The sequence below is a fragment of the Clostridium sp. AF34-10BH genome (assembly GCF_003478095.1).
Taxonomy (GTDB): domain Bacteria; phylum Bacillota; class Clostridia; order Lachnospirales; family Lachnospiraceae; genus Acetatifactor; species Acetatifactor acetigignens.
Map to the genome: position 1 here is coordinate 162,541 of NZ_QUEC01000002.1, position 21,132 is coordinate 183,672.

At 49.1% G+C, this 21,132-nt stretch carries 17 protein-coding genes; 1 reads left to right on the forward strand and 16 read right to left on the reverse strand.

Going from position 1 to position 21,132, the window contains the following annotated elements; all coding sequences use genetic code 11:
• Positions 1–876: a prolipoprotein diacylglyceryl transferase gene (gene lgt, locus DWZ61_RS02735; protein ID WP_117464752.1), complete on the reverse strand. Its 876-nt coding sequence runs from the start codon at positions 874–876 to the stop codon at positions 1–3.
• A gap of 354 nt (positions 877–1,230) precedes the next feature.
• A complete protein-coding gene (gene ychF / locus DWZ61_RS02740; protein WP_022312568.1) occupies positions 1,231–2,328 on the reverse strand; it encodes a redox-regulated ATPase YchF in 1,098 nt (365 codons plus the stop codon).
• 182 nt (positions 2,329–2,510) lie between these two features.
• Between ychF and DWZ61_RS02745 the strand changes: the two genes are divergently transcribed.
• A complete protein-coding gene (locus tag DWZ61_RS02745; protein ID WP_117464751.1) occupies positions 2,511–3,557 on the forward strand; it encodes an acyltransferase in 1,047 nt (348 codons plus the stop codon).
• Here the strand turns inward: DWZ61_RS02745 and DWZ61_RS02750 are convergent.
• The 14 genes from DWZ61_RS02750 to DWZ61_RS02815 form a co-directional block, all read right to left on the reverse strand.
• A complete protein-coding gene (locus DWZ61_RS02750; RefSeq protein ID WP_242993312.1) occupies positions 3,532–4,719 on the reverse strand; it encodes an N-acetylmuramoyl-L-alanine amidase in 1,188 nt (395 codons plus the stop codon). The two genes, DWZ61_RS02745 and DWZ61_RS02750, sit on opposite strands and share 26 nt — an antisense overlap.
• Before the next feature lie 90 nt (positions 4,720–4,809).
• The gene (locus DWZ61_RS02755) at positions 4,810–6,075 is read right to left on the reverse strand and encodes a HAMP domain-containing methyl-accepting chemotaxis protein (protein WP_117464750.1); all 1,266 of its coding nucleotides are present in this window, start codon (positions 6,073–6,075) and stop codon (positions 4,810–4,812) included.
• Positions 6,076–6,173: 98 nt separating this feature from the next.
• On the reverse strand, positions 6,174–7,334 hold the full coding sequence (locus DWZ61_RS02760) for a toxic anion resistance protein (protein ID WP_118502567.1): 1,161 nt from the start codon (positions 7,332–7,334) through the stop codon (positions 6,174–6,176).
• Between the two features lie 68 nt (positions 7,335–7,402).
• A complete protein-coding gene (locus DWZ61_RS02765) occupies positions 7,403–8,800 on the reverse strand; it encodes a 5-bromo-4-chloroindolyl phosphate hydrolysis family protein (RefSeq protein WP_118537312.1) in 1,398 nt (465 codons plus the stop codon).
• A 2-nt stretch (positions 8,801–8,802) separates the two neighbouring features.
• On the reverse strand, positions 8,803–9,696 hold the full coding sequence (gene rsgA / locus DWZ61_RS02770; protein WP_118537313.1) for a ribosome small subunit-dependent GTPase A: 894 nt from the start codon (positions 9,694–9,696) through the stop codon (positions 8,803–8,805).
• An 18-nt stretch (positions 9,697–9,714) separates the two neighbouring features.
• Positions 9,715–11,853, reverse strand: a complete 2,139-nt coding sequence (gene pknB / locus DWZ61_RS02775; protein ID WP_118537314.1) for a Stk1 family PASTA domain-containing Ser/Thr kinase — start codon at positions 11,851–11,853, stop codon at positions 9,715–9,717.
• 33 nt (positions 11,854–11,886) lie between these two features.
• Positions 11,887–12,615, reverse strand: coding sequence for a Stp1/IreP family PP2C-type Ser/Thr phosphatase (locus DWZ61_RS02780; RefSeq protein WP_118502571.1), 729 nt, complete (start codon positions 12,613–12,615; stop codon positions 11,887–11,889).
• A gap of 1 nt (position 12,616) precedes the next feature.
• Positions 12,617–13,690, reverse strand: coding sequence for a 23S rRNA (adenine(2503)-C(2))-methyltransferase RlmN (gene rlmN / locus DWZ61_RS02785; RefSeq protein ID WP_118537315.1), 1,074 nt, complete (start codon positions 13,688–13,690; stop codon positions 12,617–12,619).
• A gap of 25 nt (positions 13,691–13,715) precedes the next feature.
• Positions 13,716–15,029 (reverse strand): 16S rRNA (cytosine(967)-C(5))-methyltransferase RsmB, encoded by a 1,314-nt coding sequence (gene rsmB / locus DWZ61_RS02790; RefSeq protein ID WP_118537316.1) that lies wholly within the window; start codon positions 15,027–15,029, stop codon positions 13,716–13,718.
• Positions 15,030–15,031: 2 nt separating this feature from the next.
• Positions 15,032–15,751 (reverse strand): zinc metallopeptidase, encoded by a 720-nt coding sequence (locus DWZ61_RS02795; protein ID WP_118537317.1) that lies wholly within the window; start codon positions 15,749–15,751, stop codon positions 15,032–15,034.
• Between the two features lie 61 nt (positions 15,752–15,812).
• A complete protein-coding gene (gene fmt, locus DWZ61_RS02800) occupies positions 15,813–16,748 on the reverse strand; it encodes a methionyl-tRNA formyltransferase (protein ID WP_117464741.1) in 936 nt (311 codons plus the stop codon).
• A 23-nt stretch (positions 16,749–16,771) separates the two neighbouring features.
• A complete protein-coding gene (def, locus tag DWZ61_RS02805; protein ID WP_022312555.1) occupies positions 16,772–17,254 on the reverse strand; it encodes a peptide deformylase in 483 nt (160 codons plus the stop codon).
• A 13-nt stretch (positions 17,255–17,267) separates the two neighbouring features.
• A complete protein-coding gene (gene priA, locus DWZ61_RS02810) occupies positions 17,268–19,532 on the reverse strand; it encodes a primosomal protein N' (protein WP_118502577.1) in 2,265 nt (754 codons plus the stop codon).
• Between the two features lie 13 nt (positions 19,533–19,545).
• Positions 19,546–21,063, reverse strand: a complete 1,518-nt coding sequence (locus DWZ61_RS02815) for a UDP-N-acetylmuramoyl-L-alanyl-D-glutamate--2,6-diaminopimelate ligase (protein ID WP_022312553.1) — start codon at positions 21,061–21,063, stop codon at positions 19,546–19,548.
• Positions 21,064–21,132: the final 69 nt, after the last annotated feature.

The window sequence follows — 21,132 nt, forward strand, 5'->3', positions numbered from 1 at the left end:
TTAATATTTTTCCACTTTCGGCTGTTTTTCCAGGCGGATACGTACCACAACGTCCGTCACCACTGCGAAGATCACCATGCACAAGGATAATACCTGTGATACGGCGAGGGTCGTTCCGGGGATAAACAGGGTATCTGTCCGGATACCTTCGATCCAGAATCTGCCAAGACCATAGCCTCCGAAGTACAGCAGACAGATCTCACCCTCAAACTTTTTGTGCTTGCGGTACACCAGCATAATGATCAGGATCATCAGATTCCACAGGCTCTCGTAGAGGAAAGTGGGATGTACCTGAATGTAATTGGTCCCATCGATAATGTGAGCTGCTACATTCTCAGAAATATCCCGGCTGCGCACAGCTTCGATAGGAAGCCGCATGGCCAGAAAACTGTCCGTATATTCCCCGAATACTTCACGGTTCATAAAGTTACCCCAGCGGCCGATGATCTGTCCCAGGATCAACCCCGGCACACACAGATCTCCCAGCCGGAACGGGTTGATCTTCTTGATCCTGCAATAAATGAGCAGTGTCAGGAATGCTCCGATCACACCGCCGTAGATCGCCATACCGCCGTTACGGGTATTGAAAATGCTTAACAGATTGTCCTTGTAATAGTCCCAGGCAAAGACCACGTAATAGATTCTGGCTCCGATCACGGAAAAGATCACGGCATAAATGGCGAAATCCCAGATCGTATCCGGATTTTCTCCTGTCACCTTTGCCTGATGCACCGCCATCAGAATGCCTGCCAGTACCCCGATTCCGATGATCAGGCCGTAAAAGGCGATTTCGAAACCGAATACGGAAAAGCTTCTGGGAACATTCTCCAGGTAAATGCCTAAATGGGGAAATGCAATATCTCCTGCATTCATCATAATATTTATTTCCTTTCTTGGTACTATCCGGCTTCTGCGCGCTTCGCGCTCCCGAATCCGGCACATACATTCGCATTCCGGGCTATCGCCCTACTTGCTCATGGCTCCATACTAACCGGCTTCTCCGCGCTCTGCGCTCCCGAATCCGGCACATACATTCGCATTCCGGGCTATCGCCCTACTTGCTCATGGCTCCATACTAACCGGCTTCTCCGCGCTCTGCGCTCCCGAATCCGGCACATACATTCGCATTCCGGGCTATCGCCCTACTTGCTCATGTATGTTTGATCCGCTAATAGACAGATTACTCTGCCTGCAAGCAGTCTCGTAATCTGTCTATTGCGGATCTTAGTATTACACGTTGAATCTAAATAGGATCACATCGCCGTCCTGCACTACATAATCCTTACCTTCCATGCCGACCAGACCCTTTTCACGGGCAGCGGCCAGAGAGCCCTGCTCCAGCAGATCCTTGTAGTTTACTACTTCTGCCTTGATGAAGCCTCTCTCGAAATCGGAGTGGATCTTGCCGGCTGCCTGAGGTGCCTTGGTGCCAATCTTGATGGTCCATGCTCTGGTCTCATCCTCTCCTGCAGTCAGGAAGCTCATCAGACCTAAGATATGATAACTTGCCTTAATCAGTTTCTCCAGACCGGATTCCTTTAATCCCAGATCGTCTAAGAACATTGCCTTCTCATCATCATCCAGCTCGGAGATCTCTTCCTCGATCTGTGCACAGATCACGAATACCTCACTGTGTTCACCGGCTGCGAACTCTCTTACTTTTGCCACCATCTCATTGGATGCGCCGTCATCTGCCAGATCATCCTCGGCTACATTGGCTGCATAGATCACAGGCTTATAAGTCAACAGATTGTATTCCTTTAACAGAGCCAGTTCATCCTCATCGGTAACATCCAGGCTCTTTGCCATCTTACCGCTCTCCAGATGCTCCTTGATACGCTCAAGCAGTGCCAGCTCCTTGGCATAGGTCTTGTCCATTCTGGCTGCCTTGACTACCTTGGACAGTCTTCTCTCCAGTACTTCCAGATCTGCGAAGATCAGCTCCAGATTGATGGTCTCGATATCACGCAGAGGGTTCACGCTGCCGTCCACATGGATGACATTAGGATCCTCGAAACATCTTACCACATGTACGATAGCATCCACTTCACGGATATTGCTTAAGAACTGGTTGCCCAGTCCCTCACCCTTGGAGGCACCCTTTACCAGACCTGCGATATCCACGAATTCGATCACTGCGGGAGTTACCTTCTTGGAATGATACATCTCGCCCAGTGCTTTCAGTCTGTCATCCGGAACTGTTACCACACCCACGTTAGGGTCGATGGTACAGAAGGGATAGTTGGCGGATTCTGCTCCCGCCTTGGTCAGGGAATTGAAAAGTGTGCTCTTTCCCACGTTGGGAAGACCTACGATACCCAGCTTCATTTTATCTTTACCCGTTCAAAAATCCCTCTATAAACGGAATTTTTGCCTTTCTGTTTATTAGTTGAACAATATAATCTAAAATTATAGCATAATATGTGTTTTTTTCAAACACCTAAATACTTTTCTTTCGAAATAAAAATATGCTATAATATGCAATATCATAAACCAAAGAGGAAAAATTAATGAAAAGAATACATTATTTTGATTTGCTTAGATGTACCTGCTTTTGCTTCATTATTTTTTATCATCTGCTCTTTCAGCTCTATCTCTCCGGAATCTGTCCTGTAGAGAGACTCAATCCTCTGTTTTCCAACAGCAATATGCATCTGGCAACCCTGGGTGTTGCTGTATTTTTCATGTTATCCGGTGCCAGTCTCTCCTATACCGCGAAGGAGAACTTCAGCCTCGCAAAATATTATAAGAAAAGATTTCTGCGCATCCTGATTCCCTTTTATATTCTTTACATTGTTTATTTCCTGTTTCTCCTTTTCCAGAGCCATTCCGTCCACAATATTTTTCCTGAAGGAATTCCTGCGTGGAGAATTGTTTTTACTTTTCTTGGAATGGATTCCTGGGTCAGCATGCACGGGATCAGCACCTTTTCCCTTACCATCGGAGAATGGTTTCTGGGATGTCTTATTCTGTTGTATCTGATCTTTCCATTGCTTCGATTTTTTATGATAAAAAATGAAAAGTTCTTTTTTATCATCGCTACCGGGATTTATTTGATTGTTTTATTTCATTACGATTTCTCCGTCCCCATCCATATGAACTTCTTCCTGAAGGGCTACGAGTTCGTAATCGGTATGATGATTGGTTATTATCATGAAAAATTCAATCCTAAATGGATTTTCTTATCCCTGCCGGTGGTGATTTTCTTTGTTCTGTGCCCTTTTGCACTTCCCATCAGCACCGGTTTGAAAATAACGATACTGGCCGTTGCCTTCTGGATTTCCGCTGCATGCCTAGAACCGGTTCTCGAAAAAGGAAACGGCCGATTTCTCCGTACGATAAGTAACTACTCTTATGAAGTATTTCTGGTCCACCATATCATTATCTATTTTATCACTCCGAGGGCTATTCCCTATATGCGCGGTATGGTGGGTGTTTTAGGTTTGTTTCTCGTTGAATTGCTGCTGATGGCAGTGCTGGGATTTCTTTTGAAGTCCATCTCCGATCAATGCATTGCCGCTCTAACCAATCTTACTGCTGTTGAAAATAAACGTTAATCCCCTGCAGTAATCCTTCCGCCAGTTGATCCAGTATAGCATCGCTGTGATCGGAATATGCATTTCCCAGTTCCATATCCACGGAAGGGATCGTACTATAAGAAGTCTGGGTCAGGTCAATGCTCATGTTTCCTTTTCCATAGATCGTTACTCCCTGTCCCCGCAGCCCTTCCACCAGATCCGCTCCCAGAGCATCGTGCTGCTGCCAGTGGGATGCCACCGGTTCCATACTCTTCAGTACTTCCGGCACAGAGATGTAAAAGCATCCCTTGTCGTAATTCTTGCTGTCACCGCTGTCCCAGTGCAGTGCAATATGGCAGTCTGCCACGTTATTGCAGATCACGGTCCTGGCCACATTGTCCAACTGCACATCCTCTCCGTCCCTGAGCATCAGTACATCATAGCCAGAGGCCAACAGTTTGTCCCGCAGGATCTGTGCCATCTGCAAAGTAACCGTTCGCTCCGGTGTCCCGTCCTGAAATGTCATGCCTCCGGACACTGCCGCAGCTTCTGTAGCTCCCGCTGCCGTACTGCCTCCCGTAGTCTTGGCCGAACCGTCCGGATGGCACAACGTCTTTACTTTGGCCCCACCGGCGGTGCCATGTCCCGCATTCACTCCGATAATGATTCCCTTTCGTCCACACTCCTCCGGTGCCCGGTACAATACCGCCGCCCCGGTATTGATCTTCGAATGATCCGCATATTCCCAGTCCGGATCCAGAGTGATCTGTTGTAAGTCGGTATATTCCACCGGCTGGTTCTGTATAGCCTCCGGCTGACCGGCTACCGTTTCTGTCTGACTGCCTGCGGCCTCTGTCGGCATACCGCTTTGCGACACCGCAACCTCTCCCCCAGGAACTTTGTCGGTCCCCGAAGTCACCATTTCATGTCCTGCACTATTCGCCGCCCCTTGCGGCACAGACGTTTCCGCCAGCGTTTCTCTACCGAATTCCTCTGCGTTTTTCTCATTTTCTGTTGTCTCCGCGGATGCTACTACGCTCTCGGGAACCACAGGATCCACGTTTTCCATAGTTTCCACGCTCTCCGTCCCCTCAGTCCCTTTCTGTGCACCACAGGCTGTCATACTTACTGCAAGCGCCAGACCGGCCACTACCGCCGCTATCCCATATTGTTTTCTATGAAGCATTTCCTTATTACTCATTACTCCTCCGATATGAAAAGAACCACAGCTGTGGTTTCAGCTATGGTTCTTCTGTTCTCTCTATTACGATCTTGGGAAAACATCCTCCGATTAACCGCGCAGTTTGAAGTGCTCTAACAACTCGTTCAAAGTAGTAGCGGAAGCGGAAAGCTCCTCGCTGGTAGCGGAAGTCTCCTCTGCTGCTGCGGAGTTGGACTGGATAACATCGTTGATGTCCTCCACACCCTTCTTGATGTTGTTGACAGATACTGCCTGTCTGTCGGATGCAGTACGGATATTAGCAACCTCCTGGATGATCTGATCCAGTTCGGTCATAACCTTCTGCATTGCTTCGTTGGTCTCCCTGGTAACCCTGTTACCCACTCCTACTTCGTTCATGGATTCTTCGATCAGCTTCTTAGACTCTACTGCGGAATTTGCACTCTCTTCTGCCAGCTGTCTGATCTGGTCAGCCACGACTGCGAAACCTCTTCCGGCTTCCCCTGCTCTTGCTGCCTCAATGGAAGCATTCAAAGACAGCAGATTGGTCTGGGATGCAATATTCTCGATATCTGCGATGATCTTCTCGATATTCTGGGTCGTGGTATCGATTTTCTTCATGGCATCTACCAGCTCATCCATCTTCTGCTGGCTGTTGGCTGCCTCGATACCTACCTGTTTTGCCTTATCGTGAACGATATCGGTAGACTTGGTGTTCTCCATTACCTGATTCGTTACTTCTTCTACGGTAGCCACCAGTTCTTCAACAGCTGCAGCCTGACTGGTAGCACCTTCTGCAATATCCTGTGCACTGACAGCCAGCTGATTGCTTCCGGCAGACACCTGTTCGGAAGATCCCTGAATACCGTGCATAGTCTCACTGACCTTGTTCACCATATCATCCAGTTCATCCAGTACATTGCGGAGCTGTCCTACATACGCATCGGGGCAGTTGCTATGTACATCAAAATTACCCTCAGCAAAATGCTCTACAATATCCTGCAGATCTGATACAACCTTTTTCAAAATACCGGCTGCGGTCTCAAAACTGTCGGATAAGCGTCCCAGCTCATCCTCGGACTCATAAGGAGTGCCGATCTCAAAGTCACCGGAAGCAATCTTCTCAGATGCCACTACCAGACTTTCAATAGGCTCTACCAACATTTTGGCAAGCATCTTTGACATAGCTGCATTAAATGCAATAGCTAATACAACTATGATCACAACAATTACGCTTCCCACATAGTTTTTTGACTGTATCAATCCCACAACTGACACCAGTGCCAGCACCACATATAAAACGTCCATAATGCGGAACACAAAAGAAAGCTTATTTTTAATCGGTTTCTCCCTTAGCATTTCTTCCAGTTTTTTCATTTGTTTCCTGCTCCTTCCGTTAATTAACCTACATACATTTTATTTTAATTTCCTCTGGTTGTTTCGTCAAGATTTCTCTGCTTAAAATTATGTAAAAATCATGTATGGGATGACTGGCTCATCTCCAGAAGCTTATCCCGCATTTCATTTTCGATCCGCTGTAAGTCTTCCTCTGCGCTCTGTCTTCTGGCACGGCCTTCCTCCTGGATCTTCATGACTTCATCCAGTGTGGTCATCAGTGTCTGGTTCGTGGTCTTGAGGGTCTCGATATCCACAATACCTCTCTCAGATTCCTTCGCTGTCTCCACGGATGCCACTTTCAGTGCTTCTGCATTTTTCTTCAACAGTTCATTGGTCATATCCGATACTGCACGCTGTGCCTTGGCTGCATCGGTGGCATGATCCAGACCGATGGCAATGACCATCTGGCTCTTCCACAGAGGGATCGTATTCACCAGTGTGGACTGGATCTTCTCGGACATAGCGATATCATTGGACTGGATCAGTCGGATCTGGGGTGCCATCTGCAGAGAAATGGCTCTGGTAAGTTCCAGATCATAGATCTTCTTCTCGAATCTCTCACACATTGCTGCAAAATCCTTCGCAGCCTGCGTATCCTCCGGCAGTCCGCTCTTCTGTGCTTTTTCCAGAAGTTCCGGCAGTTCCACGTTTTTCGCCTGTGTCAGTTTCTTTTTACCTGCCAGAATGTACATGGACAGTTCTTTAAAATAATTCAGATTCAGCTGATACAGCTTGTCCAGTACCGCCACATCTTTTAGCAGCACCACCTGATGATTTCCCATGGCATCACAGATCTTGCTGATGTTCACTTCCGCTTTATCATACTTTGCTTTCAGATTATTCAGCTTATCCCCGCTCTTTTTAAACAAGCCGAAGAATCCCTTGTCTTCCTCTGTATCAAAATCCCTGAGCTGTGCCACTACATCCGTCAACAGCTGTCCAACCTCGCCCATATCCTTGGTCCGGACATTGCTAAGTGCTGTCTCAGAGAAATCTGCGATCTTTTTCTGACTCCCCGCACCGTACTGCAATACCGCCTGGGTATTGGTCAGATCGATCTGTCCCGCAAAATCATCTACCATTTTCTGTTCTTCCGGTGTCAGTTCCATCTCCGGAACAGCCTGCTCCTCTACCAGTTCCTCCGGCTTCTTCTCCACGATCTCTGCCTTTGCCTCCGCAAAGGGATCCAGTGTAAGGGTAGGTGCCTCTTTTGTTGCTGCATCCAGATCCATATTCATACTTATAACCCCGCCTTTCCATACTCTCTCATGATTTTTTATTTACCATCAGCATTACTTTCCTGCTGTCATACATTTTTTTCTCTTACAAAATCCGATTCTGTCAGCCCTTCCTTAGCCAACATCGTCTGCAATACCTGTGCATCCGCTGACGCATCAAAGGCTGCATCCCGGAACAGATTGTTCAGCAATGTAACGAATGCCTGATTGATCATATCCAGTGTCTTTTCGATCTCTTTTTTAGCATCGAGAATATCTTCTCCCGGGCTGCTGATCTCGTCAAATTCCGCATACTGCTCCACCAGTTTCAACATAGTAGGCAGGTAATAATCCATCAGTTTATGCATCCGGTGCATCTGCTCCGGATGCTCCTGCACTCGGTCAAAGATCTCCTTCAACAGATTTTCCAGCCGGTACAGCTTCTCAGAGATAGCTTCTCCTTCGATCCTGTCATTCAGATCCCGCAGATGACGGATGTATTCCATTCCTTCTGCCACAATACTGTGCAGTTCCTGCTCTCTGCGGTTCTGATCCGTATCCTGTGTATCGGTGCCCGCTGTATTCTGTTCCTTCTCCTGCTCACTGATCTTCTTCTGCTCCAGATAGGCTTTCTCCGTCTCCAGATACTGACGGTAGATCACATTATTGAGCATAAAGCAGGTCTCTTTATCATCCAGATGTCCGTCCGGAAACATTCCGGCTTTTAACATCTTACGAAGATCCCTTCTGACATAGCGGACACTTTTTCCGGTATAGCGGGCCATTTCGTTGATCACACCATACATTTTGGTGCCGCACAGTTCCAGATATTTCTCCGCGCGTTTTAATCTTCTACGCTGTCCGTTGCCATAAGAGATCATCTCTAAAAATACCAGAGACAATACCCCCGGAAGGATCGCCGCACTCAGAGATGCTGCCTGAAAAGCTGCCAGTAACAGCTGTACCAGAAGTCCCAGTCCGCTGAACCCCAGTCCGATCCCGCCGAACACAGTGCACAATGTTCCGGACACGTTTCCCTTCTTTTCCATTTTGACCAGAGAAGTCATTTCTGCCGCAGTAGCTTTTCTGGGTGTCACCGGCTGTGCCTGATTCCGTGCACGGTTCTGCTCTGCCTGAACCTTCCGTTGTTCTTCCCACTGCTTTTCCCGCTCTCTGCGCTGCCGGTGCCATTCTTCGTTCTGCCTGCGGCGCTCCTCCTGCTGTTTTTCCCGCTGCTTCCGTTCTGCCTGGATCTCTGTCTCAGTCTTGACTTCCTCCCGCCTTTTATCCTGCCAGCTGCGCTGGGAATTCCACACCTTTTTTTCCGTGGCTTCCCTGGACAGATTTGCCTGGAAATCCGCCTCCCGCAAGGCATCGTTGACCGTATCCGTCACCAGCGTGTTCAACGCATGAAAATCTCCGGTCTTCATCGCTTCCGCAATGGTCTCTTTGAATTTTTCCCCTAGATTATTCTGCACTTCACTCATAATTAATATTTTCTCTGATTTTTCAGTTCATCATAGAGCAGACAGTAGTTCTCATAACGTATCTGCGGGATCTCTCCCTCTGCCACAGCAGCCTTGATACCGCATACCGGCTCAGAGATATGGGAGCAGCCTCCGAATCTGCAATATTTTTCAAAAGGGGCAAACTCCGGATAAAATTCCGCCAACTGCTCCTTCTCCAACCGAAACAACCCCAGAGAGCTAAATCCCGGGGTATCCAGAATATACGTATCCTGTGCAATGGAGATCAGTTCGGAGTGCCTGGTAGTATGCTTTCCCCGCTCGATCTTCTCACTGATGGAGCCGGTCTCCATCACTGTGCTGGACTGCAGGCAGTTTACCAGAGAGGATTTACCGACACCGCTGGGACCCGCCACCGTAGTGGTCTTGCCACGAAGCAGCTCCTGAATGGTATCTATCCCTTCTTGTCTGGCTGCGCTGACCGTGATCGTACGGAATCCCGCCTGTTCGTAAATGGCACGATAATCTTCCTTTTTGCCTTCCTCGTCAATATCCTGCTTGTTAAAACAGATAATGCAGGGAATGTCCTGCTGCTGCATCATGACCAGGAAACGATCCAGCAGATTAAAATTCGGCTGTGGCTTCGTGATGGCAAAAATCACCAGCGCCTGATCCACATTAGCTACCGCCGGACGAATCAGTTCACTGTGTCTGGGAAGCAATTCCCTGATATTTCCTTTTTTCTGTGCCTCATCCAGGACATCCATCTCCACGTCATCCCCGACCAGGGGTTTTCTGTGATCCTTGCGAAAGACTCCTTTTGCCTTGCATTCGTACACCGTGCCCATTGTATGGCCATCGTCCGCTACATGGACGTAATAGAACCCGGCGATTCCTTTTATAATCTTGCCCTTCATAGCTTCCCGCCTTTGATCTTATTCCTTTACGAACTCAACTCTTCTGGTAAAGGAACGGTCTTCTGTCGTTCCGGGAACCGTCACCTGCTCCCCGGTATCCGGGTTCGTTGTGGTGGTCGGTTCGCTTGTCACCTGATACGTCATGGTGAGCGTACCACCGGAGGCAGTCATACCGTTGAAATTGGTAGCTACCGGGAAAGTGCTGGTCTTGGTATCCAGCAGTACGTTATTGTCATCCGTCACCAGTTTGATGCTGACTTCCATTCCCGATACATAGCCGGGTGCTTCCGAAGTCGTCGGTGCCGCAATGCTGACATTACACTTGTAAGTCACCTTCTGAGCTCCCTGACTGACCTTGATATCAATGGAAGTTCCCTGATCCACATAGGAGCCATGGGAATAGCTCTGGTAACAGATCATGCCTTCTCCCACTTCGTCACTGTAGATATAGGTCACACTGCCTACGGTCAGTCCTGCCTCGATGGCTTCTACCGTGCCGTCCTGCTCGGACAGACCGATCAGATTCGGCACACGGATCTTGGTATCTTCCTTACCCAGACTTACTGTCACAGTGATCACACTGCCCTTTGGTGCTTTGTTGCCCTCGGAGGGGGTCTGGGAAATCACCCGGCCGGACTCTACCGTATCGGAATAGTTCTCTGTCTTGTTGACCAGGAATCCCTTGCTTACCAGCTGTGTATTGGCTTCATCAAAAGTAAGATTCACCACATTGGGTACTTCCACACCCTGAGTTCCTGCACTGGCTTTCAGGGTTACCTTGCTGCCCTTATCGATCTGTGCTCCCACGCTGACATCTGTATTGATAACAATACCTTCCGCTACCGTGTCGGACTCCTCATAAGTCACCTCTGTGAGGATTCCCAGACTGGTCAGGGTGCTCTTTGCATCTTCTACCTTCATGCCCGTTACATACGGCATGGAGACCTTTTCCACTTCTGTGGCATCCGTCTCTTCGGTCGTAATGATCGGTCCTGCATCAGAGTCACTGCTTCCTCCATTTTTGCCGCCGAAGATCTTCACTGCCAGAACGATCAGGATAATACAGATCACCACACCGGCTACAATTGCCAGGATTGTGGTCACACGCTCCATCTTGGGGTCGTAGTCGTAATTATCTTCGTCTTCGCCATCTTCTTCGTTTTCATACATGGCTTCCGTATCGGAACGCAGACGCATGGTCTCGTCATGATCCGGTTCTTCGTATTCCCGGCTGCCCTGATAAGGAACCTTACGTTTGATCTGCGCCATATCCTCATCGGAGATCATCCGGGTACCACCTTCCATATCCGGATCGGTGTTCACCACGAAATCTTCCTCCGGATTGATCAGGGACTGTTTCAGATCTGCGATCAGTTCTGCCATATTCTGGTATCTGCGGTCCGGAGACTTCTGACAACATTTCAGTACAATACTGGCTACGCTGGAAGGGATCTCCGGTACGAACTCCTTCGGAGACGGCATCTCTTCCTGAATATGCTTGATGGCAATGGCAACCGTAGTCTCCCCGTTGAATGGCACTCTTCCCGTCAGCATCTCAAACATGGTGATGCCCAGCGAATAGATATCACTCTTTTCATCACTGTACCCACCTCTGGCCTGCTCTGGAGAAGTATAATGTACACTTCCCATGACATTAGAAGTGATGGTATTACTGGTAGCTGCCTTGGCAATACCGAAGTCTGTCACCTTGACTTTGCCGTCCTTGGAGATAATAATATTCTGCGGCTTGATATCCCGATGGATAATATGATTATTATGTGCAGCCTCAATACCCATGCTTACCTGGATGGCGATACTTACCGCTTCCTTGTAAGACAGTCTGGCCTTCTTCTCAATGTACTTTTTGAGGGTAATACCCTCTACCAGTTCCATGACGATATAATAGATTCCGTTCTCTTCCCCGACATCATAGACATTGACAATATTGGGGTGCATCAGTCCTGCTGCCGCCTGTGCCTCGATCCGGAATTTGGATACAAAATTAGCATTTTCGCTGAATTCCTGCTTCAATACCTTGATCGCCACATAGCGATTCAGCTTGTGACATTTTGCTTTATAGACATCTGACATACCGCCGGTTCCGATTTTTTCCAGGATCTCATAGCGATCGCCGATCATCATTCCTATTTTGATCATACTTGCTCTCCATTTCCAAAAAAGCTGGGTAATTTACGCGCACGGCTCGATCAGTATCACACTGATATTGTCTCTGCCGCCGTTGGCATTGGCCGCCTCCACCAGGCTCTCTGCCTTCTCCACAAGGTCTCTGGCTCCGCTGATAATCATGCGGATTTCCTCGTCTTCCAGCATATTTGTCAGACCATCCGAGCACATAAGGACGATCTCACCCTCCTGTAATTCCACGGTAAAGAAATCCGGCTCCACTTTGTCTTCCGCCCCTACCGCTCTGGTAATAATATTTTTATCCGGATGGTTCCTTGCATCGGCACGATCCAGTTCTCCGATCCGTACCATTTCTTCTACATACGAATGATCTCTTGTGATCTGGCGGATCTTGCTGCCCACCACATAGAGTCTGCTGTCTCCTACATTGGCCACCTGTAAGAATCTGCCCATGCAGGATGCCACCACAACCGTAGTCCCCATTCCTTCCAGCTTTTCATCCTCGCTGGCTCTCTTGCGGATCACATCATTGGCTTCCTCAATGGCTTTGCGGAAGATCAGGGTGGGATTCTTCTCAAAAGAATTCTCCATCTCGGCAAGCATGGTCTCTACCGTTACCTTGGACGCATAGTCTCCTGCATTGTGACCACCCATACCATCTGCCACGATAAATACATTCGGCAGATTTCCCACCGGTTTTTCAGAGGTATAGATATAGTCCTGATTTACTTTTCTTTTCCTTCCGATATCGGTTATGGAAAACGTCTTAAGCACGTCAAACTTCCTCCTGTGAGAGTTCCCCCGGGTTCTTCGCCTCCTGCGTATGACGGCGTCTTAACTGTCCGCAAGCTCCGTCAATATCCCGGCCCATCTCCCTTCTAATTGTAACATGTATCATCTTACTTTCAAGTTTATTTTTAAATGCCTGAATGTGCTTCGTATCCGACTGCACATAATCCCGCTCTTTAATGGGGTTGACCGGGATGAGGTTGATATGGCAGCACAACGGCTTCGCCAGGGCGATCAGTTCCCTGGCATCCTCTTCCGTATCATTCACACCACCCACCAGACTGTATTCGAAAGTGATCCTTCGTCCGGTCTGTTCGAAATAATACTGACAGACTTCCATCAACTCTTTGATAGAATACCGGTTGGCAATGGGCATCAGTTTTCTTCGTTTTTCATCGGTGGTGGCATGCAAGGACAATGCCAGTGTGATCTGCAGCTTTTCATCCGCCAGCTGCCGCATTCTGGGCACGATTCCACAGGTGGACACCGTGACATTTCTCTGGCTGATGTTCAGACCGTTCTCATCGGTCAGAAGATGCAGAAATTTCAAAATATTGTTATAATTATCCATCGGTTCCCCAGTGCCCATGACTACCACATTGGAGACCCGCTCCCCCGTCAGTCTTGTGATGGCGTAAATCTGATCCAGCATCTCGGAAGGAGTCAGATTCCGTTCCAGTCCGTCCAGAGTGGAAGCACAGAATTTACAGCCCATGCGGCATCCCACCTGTGAAGAAATGCACACACTGTTGCCGTGCTTATACTGCATCCAGACACTTTCCACCACATTGCCATCAGATAATTCAAACAGGAATTTTTTCGTTCCGTCGATCTTGGACTCCTGTATTCTGACAGGGTTTACACAGGTGTATTCATATTTTTCCTTACATTGCTCCCTGAATTTTGCGGAGAGGTTGGTCATTTCATCAAAGCTCCTGACCAGCTTCACATGCATCCATTCATACATCTGCTTTGCCCGGAAGGCCTTCTCTCCCATGCTCTCCAGTTCTGTCTTCAATTCTTCCAGATTCAGGGATTTGATATCTTTTTTCGTATCCATTTTTCGTTCTCTTACTTCTTATCTCTCACGCTTTTCTGCGCAGTCTTGCATAATAGAATCCGTCGGTCTCATCCGTTCCCGGCAGAAGCTGTCTCTCTTCTTCCAGTACAAACGGGAAATTCTCTGTGATCCAGACTGCCATCTCCTGATTTTCCCCGCGGTGGATCGTGCAGGTACTGTAGAGCAGTACACCGTGCGGCTTCACATACTGCCATCCGGCTGCCACAATCTGCCTTTGCAGTTCTGTGATGGATTGCAGGCTTTCCGGTGTGGCATGATATTTGATATCTCTCTTTTTTCCCATAACACCAAGACCAGAGCAGGGGACATCCATCAGCACCACGTCCGCATATTTTTCCTTCTCCGGATCATGCACCGTGGCATCATACACCTGAACTTCCACATTCCTACGGTTCATGCGCTCCAGATTCTCCCGGATCAGGGCCGTCTTGTATTCCGATACATCACGGGACACGATGTGGCCTGCTTCCCCTGCAAATTCCGCCGCCAGGATCGTCTTGCCACCCGGAGCCGCACACAGATCCATGACCGTATTACCTGGGCATATACCTGCCGCTTCCACTGCAAGTGCGGAGCTGGCATCCTGCACGGTAAATTTGCCTTCCGCAAAGCCCGGAAGTTCACTTACATTTTCCAGATTCTGTGCCAGATACACATAAGGAAGTTCCCTGCTTTGTTGCAGTCGTACACCGGTTTTCTCAATTTTCTCCGCCAGTGACTCTCTCTCCGATTCGGTCAGTTCCGTGGAGAACCGCAGGGATACCGGATGAATGGAAAGGAGTCCTTTTAAAAGTGTTTCCGTTCCTTCTCTGCCATATGCAGGCAGCCACAGATTCACGATCCATTCCGGCATGGAATATTTTATGCTCAGATATTTCACCGTATCCTTGGGATCCGGCAACGGCATCTGTTCCTTGCTGCGGGAAATATTACGCAGCACCGCATTGACGAAGCCTTTCAGGGTACGGAAGCCTCTTTTGGCCGCCAGTTTGCAGGCCTCATTGCACACCGCACTGTCGGGAACTGCGTCCATATACAGGATCTGATAAGTACTCATGCGAAGAAGACAGCGGATCAGAGGCTTCATCTTCCTGACCGGAACAGAAGAAAACCGATCCAGATAATAGTCCAGCTCCAGCTGTCTCTCTATCGTACCTTCCGTGACTCTTTTAATAAACGCTTTCTCTCTGGGATCCAGATAATCGTATTTATCCAGAACCGCTTTCATCAATTTATGGGAAAAATCCTGCCCCTTTTCCAGACTGAGCAGGATCTCCACTATAATTTCTCTTGTATCGGTCGTTGCATGATCACTCAAGATTAGTCTCTCCTTCTGCGATTGCCGCCGTACAGCAGGATCAGTCTGAACAGCTGTAATGCGGAGGAGGCCGCTCCTGCCACATAGGTCAGAGCCGCTGCCGTCAGCACCTTTTTGCCGCCGCTTACTTCTTCACTGCCTAATAACCCGTATTCTTCCACCTTCACGATAGCTCTGTGGGAAGCATTGAATTCCACAGGCAGTGTCACCAGTTGGAAAATAACGGTCAGGGCAAATGCCCAGATACCAAGCTGGATCAATGTCTGGTTCCAGCTGAGCAGTACTCCTAAAAAGATCAGAGGAATGCTTAAATTGCTTCCGATATTCACCACCGGCACCAGTGCAGCACGAATGCTCATGGGAGCATAGCCATGGGCATGCTGAATGGCATGTCCGCACTCATGGGCTGCAACACTGACCGCAGTCACCGAGGTTCCGTTAAAGTTGTTGTAAGACAGTCGCACCGTATCCGTCCGGGGATCGTAATGATCACCGTCATCGGAGTTCAGGCACTCGATCTGTACATTGTATAAGCCTTCTCTGTTGAGAATGTTGCGGGCCGCTTCCGCTCCCGTCAATCCTCTCATATTCCGGACTTTGCTGTATTTGCGCATGGTGGAATTCACCAGTGCGCTGGCACCCAGACACAATACCAGTCCGACCAGTACCAGAAAATAAGTAGGATCCCAATAATAACCATATCCGTAATAGCCACCGTACATACGAAAGTCTCCTTTCTGTCAACACCGCTTACCCAATCGTTGCTTTTCGTTTCGTCGTATCCTAACGCTCTCCCAGAAGCTCTCCCGGCTGTACCTTTACCCCCAGCAGGAAATCGTGAGTTGTCATACGCTTTTTACCTTCCAGCTGCAGTTCCATCACCTTTAAGGAGCCTTCCGATGCAGCCACTTCAAAGGAATCCTTATTCACCGTAAGGATCGTGCCCGGTGCTTCCTTATGCGCAGTTGCCATAGGAATGGCTTTCCAGATTTTCAGCTGTTTTCCATGATAATGCGTATATGCACTGGGCCAGGGAGTCAGTCCACGGATCAAACGATCCAGTTCTGCCGCTGTTTTCGTAAAGTCCAGTTTTCCCATCTCTTTGGTGATCAGGGCCGCGTAGCAGGTCTTGGTATCATCCTGCTTTTCCGGTACCAGTTTGCCTGCCTCCAGCAGAGGCAGTGCCTCGGTGATTGCTTCCCCGCCCAGCACCATCAGCTTGTCATGCAAAGTTTCGAAAGTGTCCTCCGAAGTAATGGGGATTTTCTTCCGGTACAACATATCGCCGGTGTCCAGTCCCGCATTCATCTGCATGATGGTCACACCAGTCTCGGCCTCTCCGTCGATGATCACTCTCTGGATAGGAGATGCCCCGCGGTATTTCGGAAGGAGGGATGCATGGATGTTCAGACATCCGTATTTCGGCAGATCCAGAATCTCCTGAGACAGGATCTGTCCGAACGCCGCCACGATATAAATATCTGCTGGATATTTTTTCAGTTCCTCAATGGCTTCCGGTGTCTTGATCCGACGGGGCTGGAATACAGGAATGCCATGTTTTACCGCACATTCCTTCACGGGAGGAAACTGTAATTCTTTGCTTCTGCCCTTTGGCTTGTCCGGCTGGGTCACCACTGCGGTGATCTCATGGCCCTGTGTGATCAGTGCCTCCAGCGCTCCCACGGCAAAATCGGGAGTTCCCATAAATACGATCTGCATAGTCTGTCTCCTTTCCGGAAAGCTTACTCTTCTTCCTCATCCTCGTAGGTCATATCCTGCAGCGGTCCTTCCGCCTTTTCCACATAGAGATGACCGTCCAGATGATCCAGTTCGTGGCAGATGGCTCTGGCCAGCAATTCTGTTCCTTCTACTTCGATGGGCTTCATATTCACATCCAGTGCTACCGCTTTCACATAATTGGGTCTGGTTACGATGCCGAACTTACCGGGTACGCTAAGACACCCTTCCTGTCCGGTCTGCTCTCCACTGCTCTCTACGATGCGGGGGTTGATCAGAATATACGGATCCTCTCCGGTGGTATCGATCACCACGATTCTCTTCAGGACACCTACCTGTGGTGCCGCCAGCCCTACGCCATTGGCATCGTACATAGTCTCCAACATATCCTCGATCAGTTCTTTGGTCCGGGGTGTCATCTCCTTGACCTCTTTGCAGGTCTTGGTCAGTACTTCATCCCCATATTCACGAATGTTTCTGATTGCCACAGTTCTTTACCTCCTATAACACGCTTACCGGGTCAAAATCAAATTGTATACTCATCTGTCTGGGCTGCCACTGTCTGAGAGTTTCCTCCAGTCTGTCCTTTACTTCCACCAGGACATCATACTCCGCATGCTTCACATAGAACACATACCGGTAGATATCATTGATCTTGCTGATGTTGGCAGGGGCAGGTCCCAGTACCTGTATCTTCTTATTGGACTGTTCTTTTTGCTTTCCTGACAAAAAGTCCATATTAGACTTTACCACATCTGTCAGTCTCAGGGCAAGCTGTTTTACATTTTCTTCCTCTTTCCCGTAGATCTGTACTGCCAGCATATGAGCCACCGGCGGGTAGCCGGACAGCTCTCTATACAGAATCTCCTCCTGATAAAAGCTCTCGTAATCCTGAGCCGCAGCACAGGTAATGGCGTAATGATCCGGCTGATAGGTCTGGATCACCGCTTCCCCGGGGAGCACCCCTCTGCCGGCCCGGCCCACCGCCTGGGTCAGAAGCTGGAAAGTCCGCTCTCCCGCCCGGTAATCCGACGCATTTAACGACAGATCCGCCGCCAGGATCCCCACCAGTGTCACCTTTGGGAAATCATGTCCCTTGACGATCATCTGGGTGCCGATCAGCACGTCCGCTTCCCCGTTTGCGAAGGAGGATAATATTTTCTCATAGCTGTCCTTCGTCCGGGTGGTATCCGCATCCATGCGTAACGTCCGCACACCGGGGTACAGCTCCTTTAGCTTTTCCTCGATCTGCTGGGTACCTGCCTTAAATCCCAGAATATATTTCGATCCACACTTGGGACAAAGCTTCGGCATCGGCTGTGTATAACCACAGTAATGACAGATCAGCCTTCCTCCCTTATGTTCCGAGAGAGAGACATCACAGTGCGGACACTTCATGACCTCACCGCAGGAACGGCAGGACACAAATCCCGCGTAGCCTCTTCGGTTTAAAAACAGGATGGTCTGCTGGCCCTTGTTCAGCCGGTCTGTCATCAGTTCCTGCAATTTTCTGCTGAAAATAGAACGGTTACCCTCCTGCAGTTCCTGTCTGAGATCTACCGTGTACACCGTGGGAAGTTCCCCGCCGGTGAGCCGCTTTGTCAGTTGAAACAGCCGGTATTCTCCCCTACCGGCACGATAATAGGCCTCCAGGGAAGGTGTGGCTGAACCCAGCACTACACTGGCTCCGTACAGTTCTGCCACTTCCAGAGCAGTCTCTCTGGCATGATATTTCGGAGTACTTTCACTTTTATAGCTGTTCTCCTGCTCCTCATCCATAACGATCAGTCCCAGATTCGGAAACGGTGTAAAAAGTGCGGATCTTGGTCCGATGATCACATCGATTTCTCCAGCTTTGGCCCGTTCGCACTGATCATATTTTTCCCCGGGGGACAGTGTGGAATTCATCACGCTGACCCGGTCTCCGAATCTCTGATAGAATCTGAGCAGTGTCTGATACGTCAGGGCAATCTCCGGGATCAGCACAATAGCCTGCCGTCCCCTTGCGATCATCTCTTCGATCAGCTGCATATATACTTCCGTCTTGCCACTGCCGGTAATGCCGTGGATCAGATAGGTCTGTCTCCTTCCGGCATCAAAATCCGCAAGCACTTCCGTAACGATGGTCTGCTGTTCCTCACTCAGCGTATTACGCACTGCCTCTACGGACTGCATTTTGACTGGATTGCGGTAGCTTTCAGAGCTGACCAGTTTTGCCGCGCCGCTTTTTACAATACTGTTCACTGTGGCAGCACTGACACCCAGTTTCCCCGTGATCCACTCATAGGGAATCGTTTCCTGCTCTGACAGGGCTTTTAACAGTCTTGCTTTGGCCACCTGTCTTTTCCGTTCACATTCTCCTAATAATGACAAAATCTCTTCTCTGTTCATCAGACGTACCAGCTGTCTGTGTTCCAGCTTTTTTACCGACTGTTTTGCCGGCAATACTGTCTTCAGTGCCTGGATCATGGTACAGCCGTAATTCCGGCGGATCCAGGCAGCCAGGACAATCATTTTGTCCTCCACTCCGGTCTCTTTTTCCGGCATTCCTGCGATATCCTTGATCTTCTCCGGAGCGAACTGACATGTTTCCCCAAAAGCCACCACGTAACCCTTGATGAGACGATTGCCGTTGCCAAACGGGATCATGACACAGGCTCCCGGCTCCAGTCTGCCCCGCAGACTCTCCGGCACCCGGTATTGAAAGGTTCTATCCAGTTTTTCGTGGGAGATATCTACAATGATATCCGCATATAACGTATTCAATCTGTTTTCCTCATTATTTTGCTGCAGATCCCGGAATATGTCCTTCCGCCAGAATATCCCGAATCAGATCTCTCTCATCCATGGGATGCTTCACCCCGCGGATCTCCTGGTAATCTTCATGTCCCTTGCCTGCCAGCACGATAATATCTCCGGGTTCTCCGTGTTCGATAGCATAAGTAATGGCTTCCTTACGATCGCAGATCTCTACATAATTTCCATCCGTTTTTGCCATACCTGTCTTGATATCGTCGATAATATCCTGCGGTTCCTCAAAACGGGGATTGTCGGAGGTAATGATGGTCAGATCCGCCAGCTTGCCGCTGACCTCTCCCATCTCAAAACGACGCTGTCTCGAACGGTTGCCTCCGCAGCCGAACAGGCTGATCAGTCTGTGAGGTTCATATTCCCGCAACGTGGTCAGCAGACTCTCCAGTGCCATGGCATTGTGGGCATAATCGATCAGCAGGGTGAACTGATCGGATACCTTGATCATCTCGATACGGCCTTTTACCTTTGCCTGCAACAGCGCCTTTTTAATGTTTTCCTCATCTACCTTGAAATGACGGCAGATGGCAATAGCCGCCAGCGCATTGTACACGCTGAATTTGCCGGGCATGGGCACTTCCACATCAAAATCCATCAGTCCGGCTACGTGGAAAGTCACGCCCAGTTCTCCGGGCTTATGCACCAGTTTCCGTTCTTCCGCCCGGAGCATACAGTGCTCTCCCATTCCGAAGCTCTCCAGTGTGCAGGTATGTCCTTCCGTCACTGCCTGCCAGTGCTCATCGTCACCATTCACAATACCTACCTTGCACTGTTTGAACAATAATCCCTTGCAGTGCAGATATTCCTCGAAGCTGGCATGCTCGTTGGGACCGATATGATCCGGTTCCAGATTCGTGAAAATACCGTAATCGAACACAAAGCCCTGCGTACGGTGCAGCATCAGCGCCTGAGAGGATACTTCCATCACAACCGTATCCAGTCCTGCCTCCACCATACGGGCAAAATACTCCTGCAGCAGATAGGATTCCGGGGTGGTATTGTTGGCATGGATATGTTCGTCTCCGATGATCACTTCGATGGTTCCCACCAGTCCCACTTTATAGCCGGCATTTTCCAGAATGGACTTTACCAGATAGGTGGTCGTTGTCTTACCTTTGGTACCCGTGATACCGATGACTTTCAGCTTTTCTGCCGGATGGCCGAACCAGGCCGCAGAAATAAATGCCATGGCATATCTGGTATCCGCTACTTTGACCACCGTCACATCCACATTCTCCGGCAGTTCCACGTCTTTTTGCACCACTAGTACTCCGGCTCCCTGCTCTGCCACCTGTGCAGCAAAATCATGACCGTCAAAATTTGCTCCGCCGATGCAGAGAAATAAGCATCCCGGAACGACCTTGCGGGAATCATAGACCACCGCAGGGATCTCTCTGTCCAGTGTTCCCTGTACCAGCTCATATTCCAAGTGCTCCAGAAGCTCTGTTAATTTCTTGTTTTCCATCTTATTCTTATCCTTTTCCATAGAGGTATCCGCCTTTCTCTCAGGAATCTTTTTCACATACTGTATTTTATTTTACTCTTTTTTCTCAGA

What these genes read in the sequence shown, in the direction of transcription:
- fmt (WP_117464741.1), bottom strand. Translation starts at nt 16,748, where the DNA reads ATGCAGATCGTATTTATGGGAACTCCCGATTTTGCCGTGGGAGCGCTG.
- DWZ61_RS02795 (WP_118537317.1), bottom strand. Translation starts at nt 15,751, where the DNA reads ATGTACGGTGGCTATTACGGATATGGTTATTATTGGGATCCTACTTAT.
- DWZ61_RS02760 (WP_118502567.1), bottom strand. Translation starts at nt 7,334, where the DNA reads ATGAATATGGATCTGGATGCAGCAACAAAAGAGGCACCTACCCTTACA.
- DWZ61_RS02755 (WP_117464750.1), bottom strand. Translation starts at nt 6,075, where the DNA reads ATGAAAAAACTGGAAGAAATGCTAAGGGAGAAACCGATTAAAAATAAG.
- pknB (WP_118537314.1), bottom strand. Translation starts at nt 11,853, where the DNA reads ATGATCAAAATAGGAATGATGATCGGCGATCGCTATGAGATCCTGGAA.
- DWZ61_RS02765 (WP_118537312.1), bottom strand. Translation starts at nt 8,800, where the DNA reads ATGAGTGAAGTGCAGAATAATCTAGGGGAAAAATTCAAAGAGACCATT.
- DWZ61_RS02815 (WP_022312553.1), bottom strand. Translation starts at nt 21,063, where the DNA reads ATGGAAAAGGATAAGAATAAGATGGAAAACAAGAAATTAACAGAGCTT.
- DWZ61_RS02750 (WP_242993312.1), bottom strand. Translation starts at nt 4,719, where the DNA reads ATGAGTAATAAGGAAATGCTTCATAGAAAACAATATGGGATAGCGGCG.
- lgt (WP_117464752.1), bottom strand. Translation starts at nt 876, where the DNA reads ATGATGAATGCAGGAGATATTGCATTTCCCCATTTAGGCATTTACCTG.
- rsgA (WP_118537313.1), bottom strand. Translation starts at nt 9,696, where the DNA reads ATGAAGGGCAAGATTATAAAAGGAATCGCCGGGTTCTATTACGTCCAT.
- rlmN (WP_118537315.1), bottom strand. Translation starts at nt 13,690, where the DNA reads ATGGATACGAAAAAAGATATCAAATCCCTGAATCTGGAAGAATTGAAG.
- DWZ61_RS02745 (WP_117464751.1), top strand. Translation starts at nt 2,511, where the DNA reads ATGAAAAGAATACATTATTTTGATTTGCTTAGATGTACCTGCTTTTGC.
- ychF (WP_022312568.1), bottom strand. Translation starts at nt 2,328, where the DNA reads ATGAAGCTGGGTATCGTAGGTCTTCCCAACGTGGGAAAGAGCACACTT.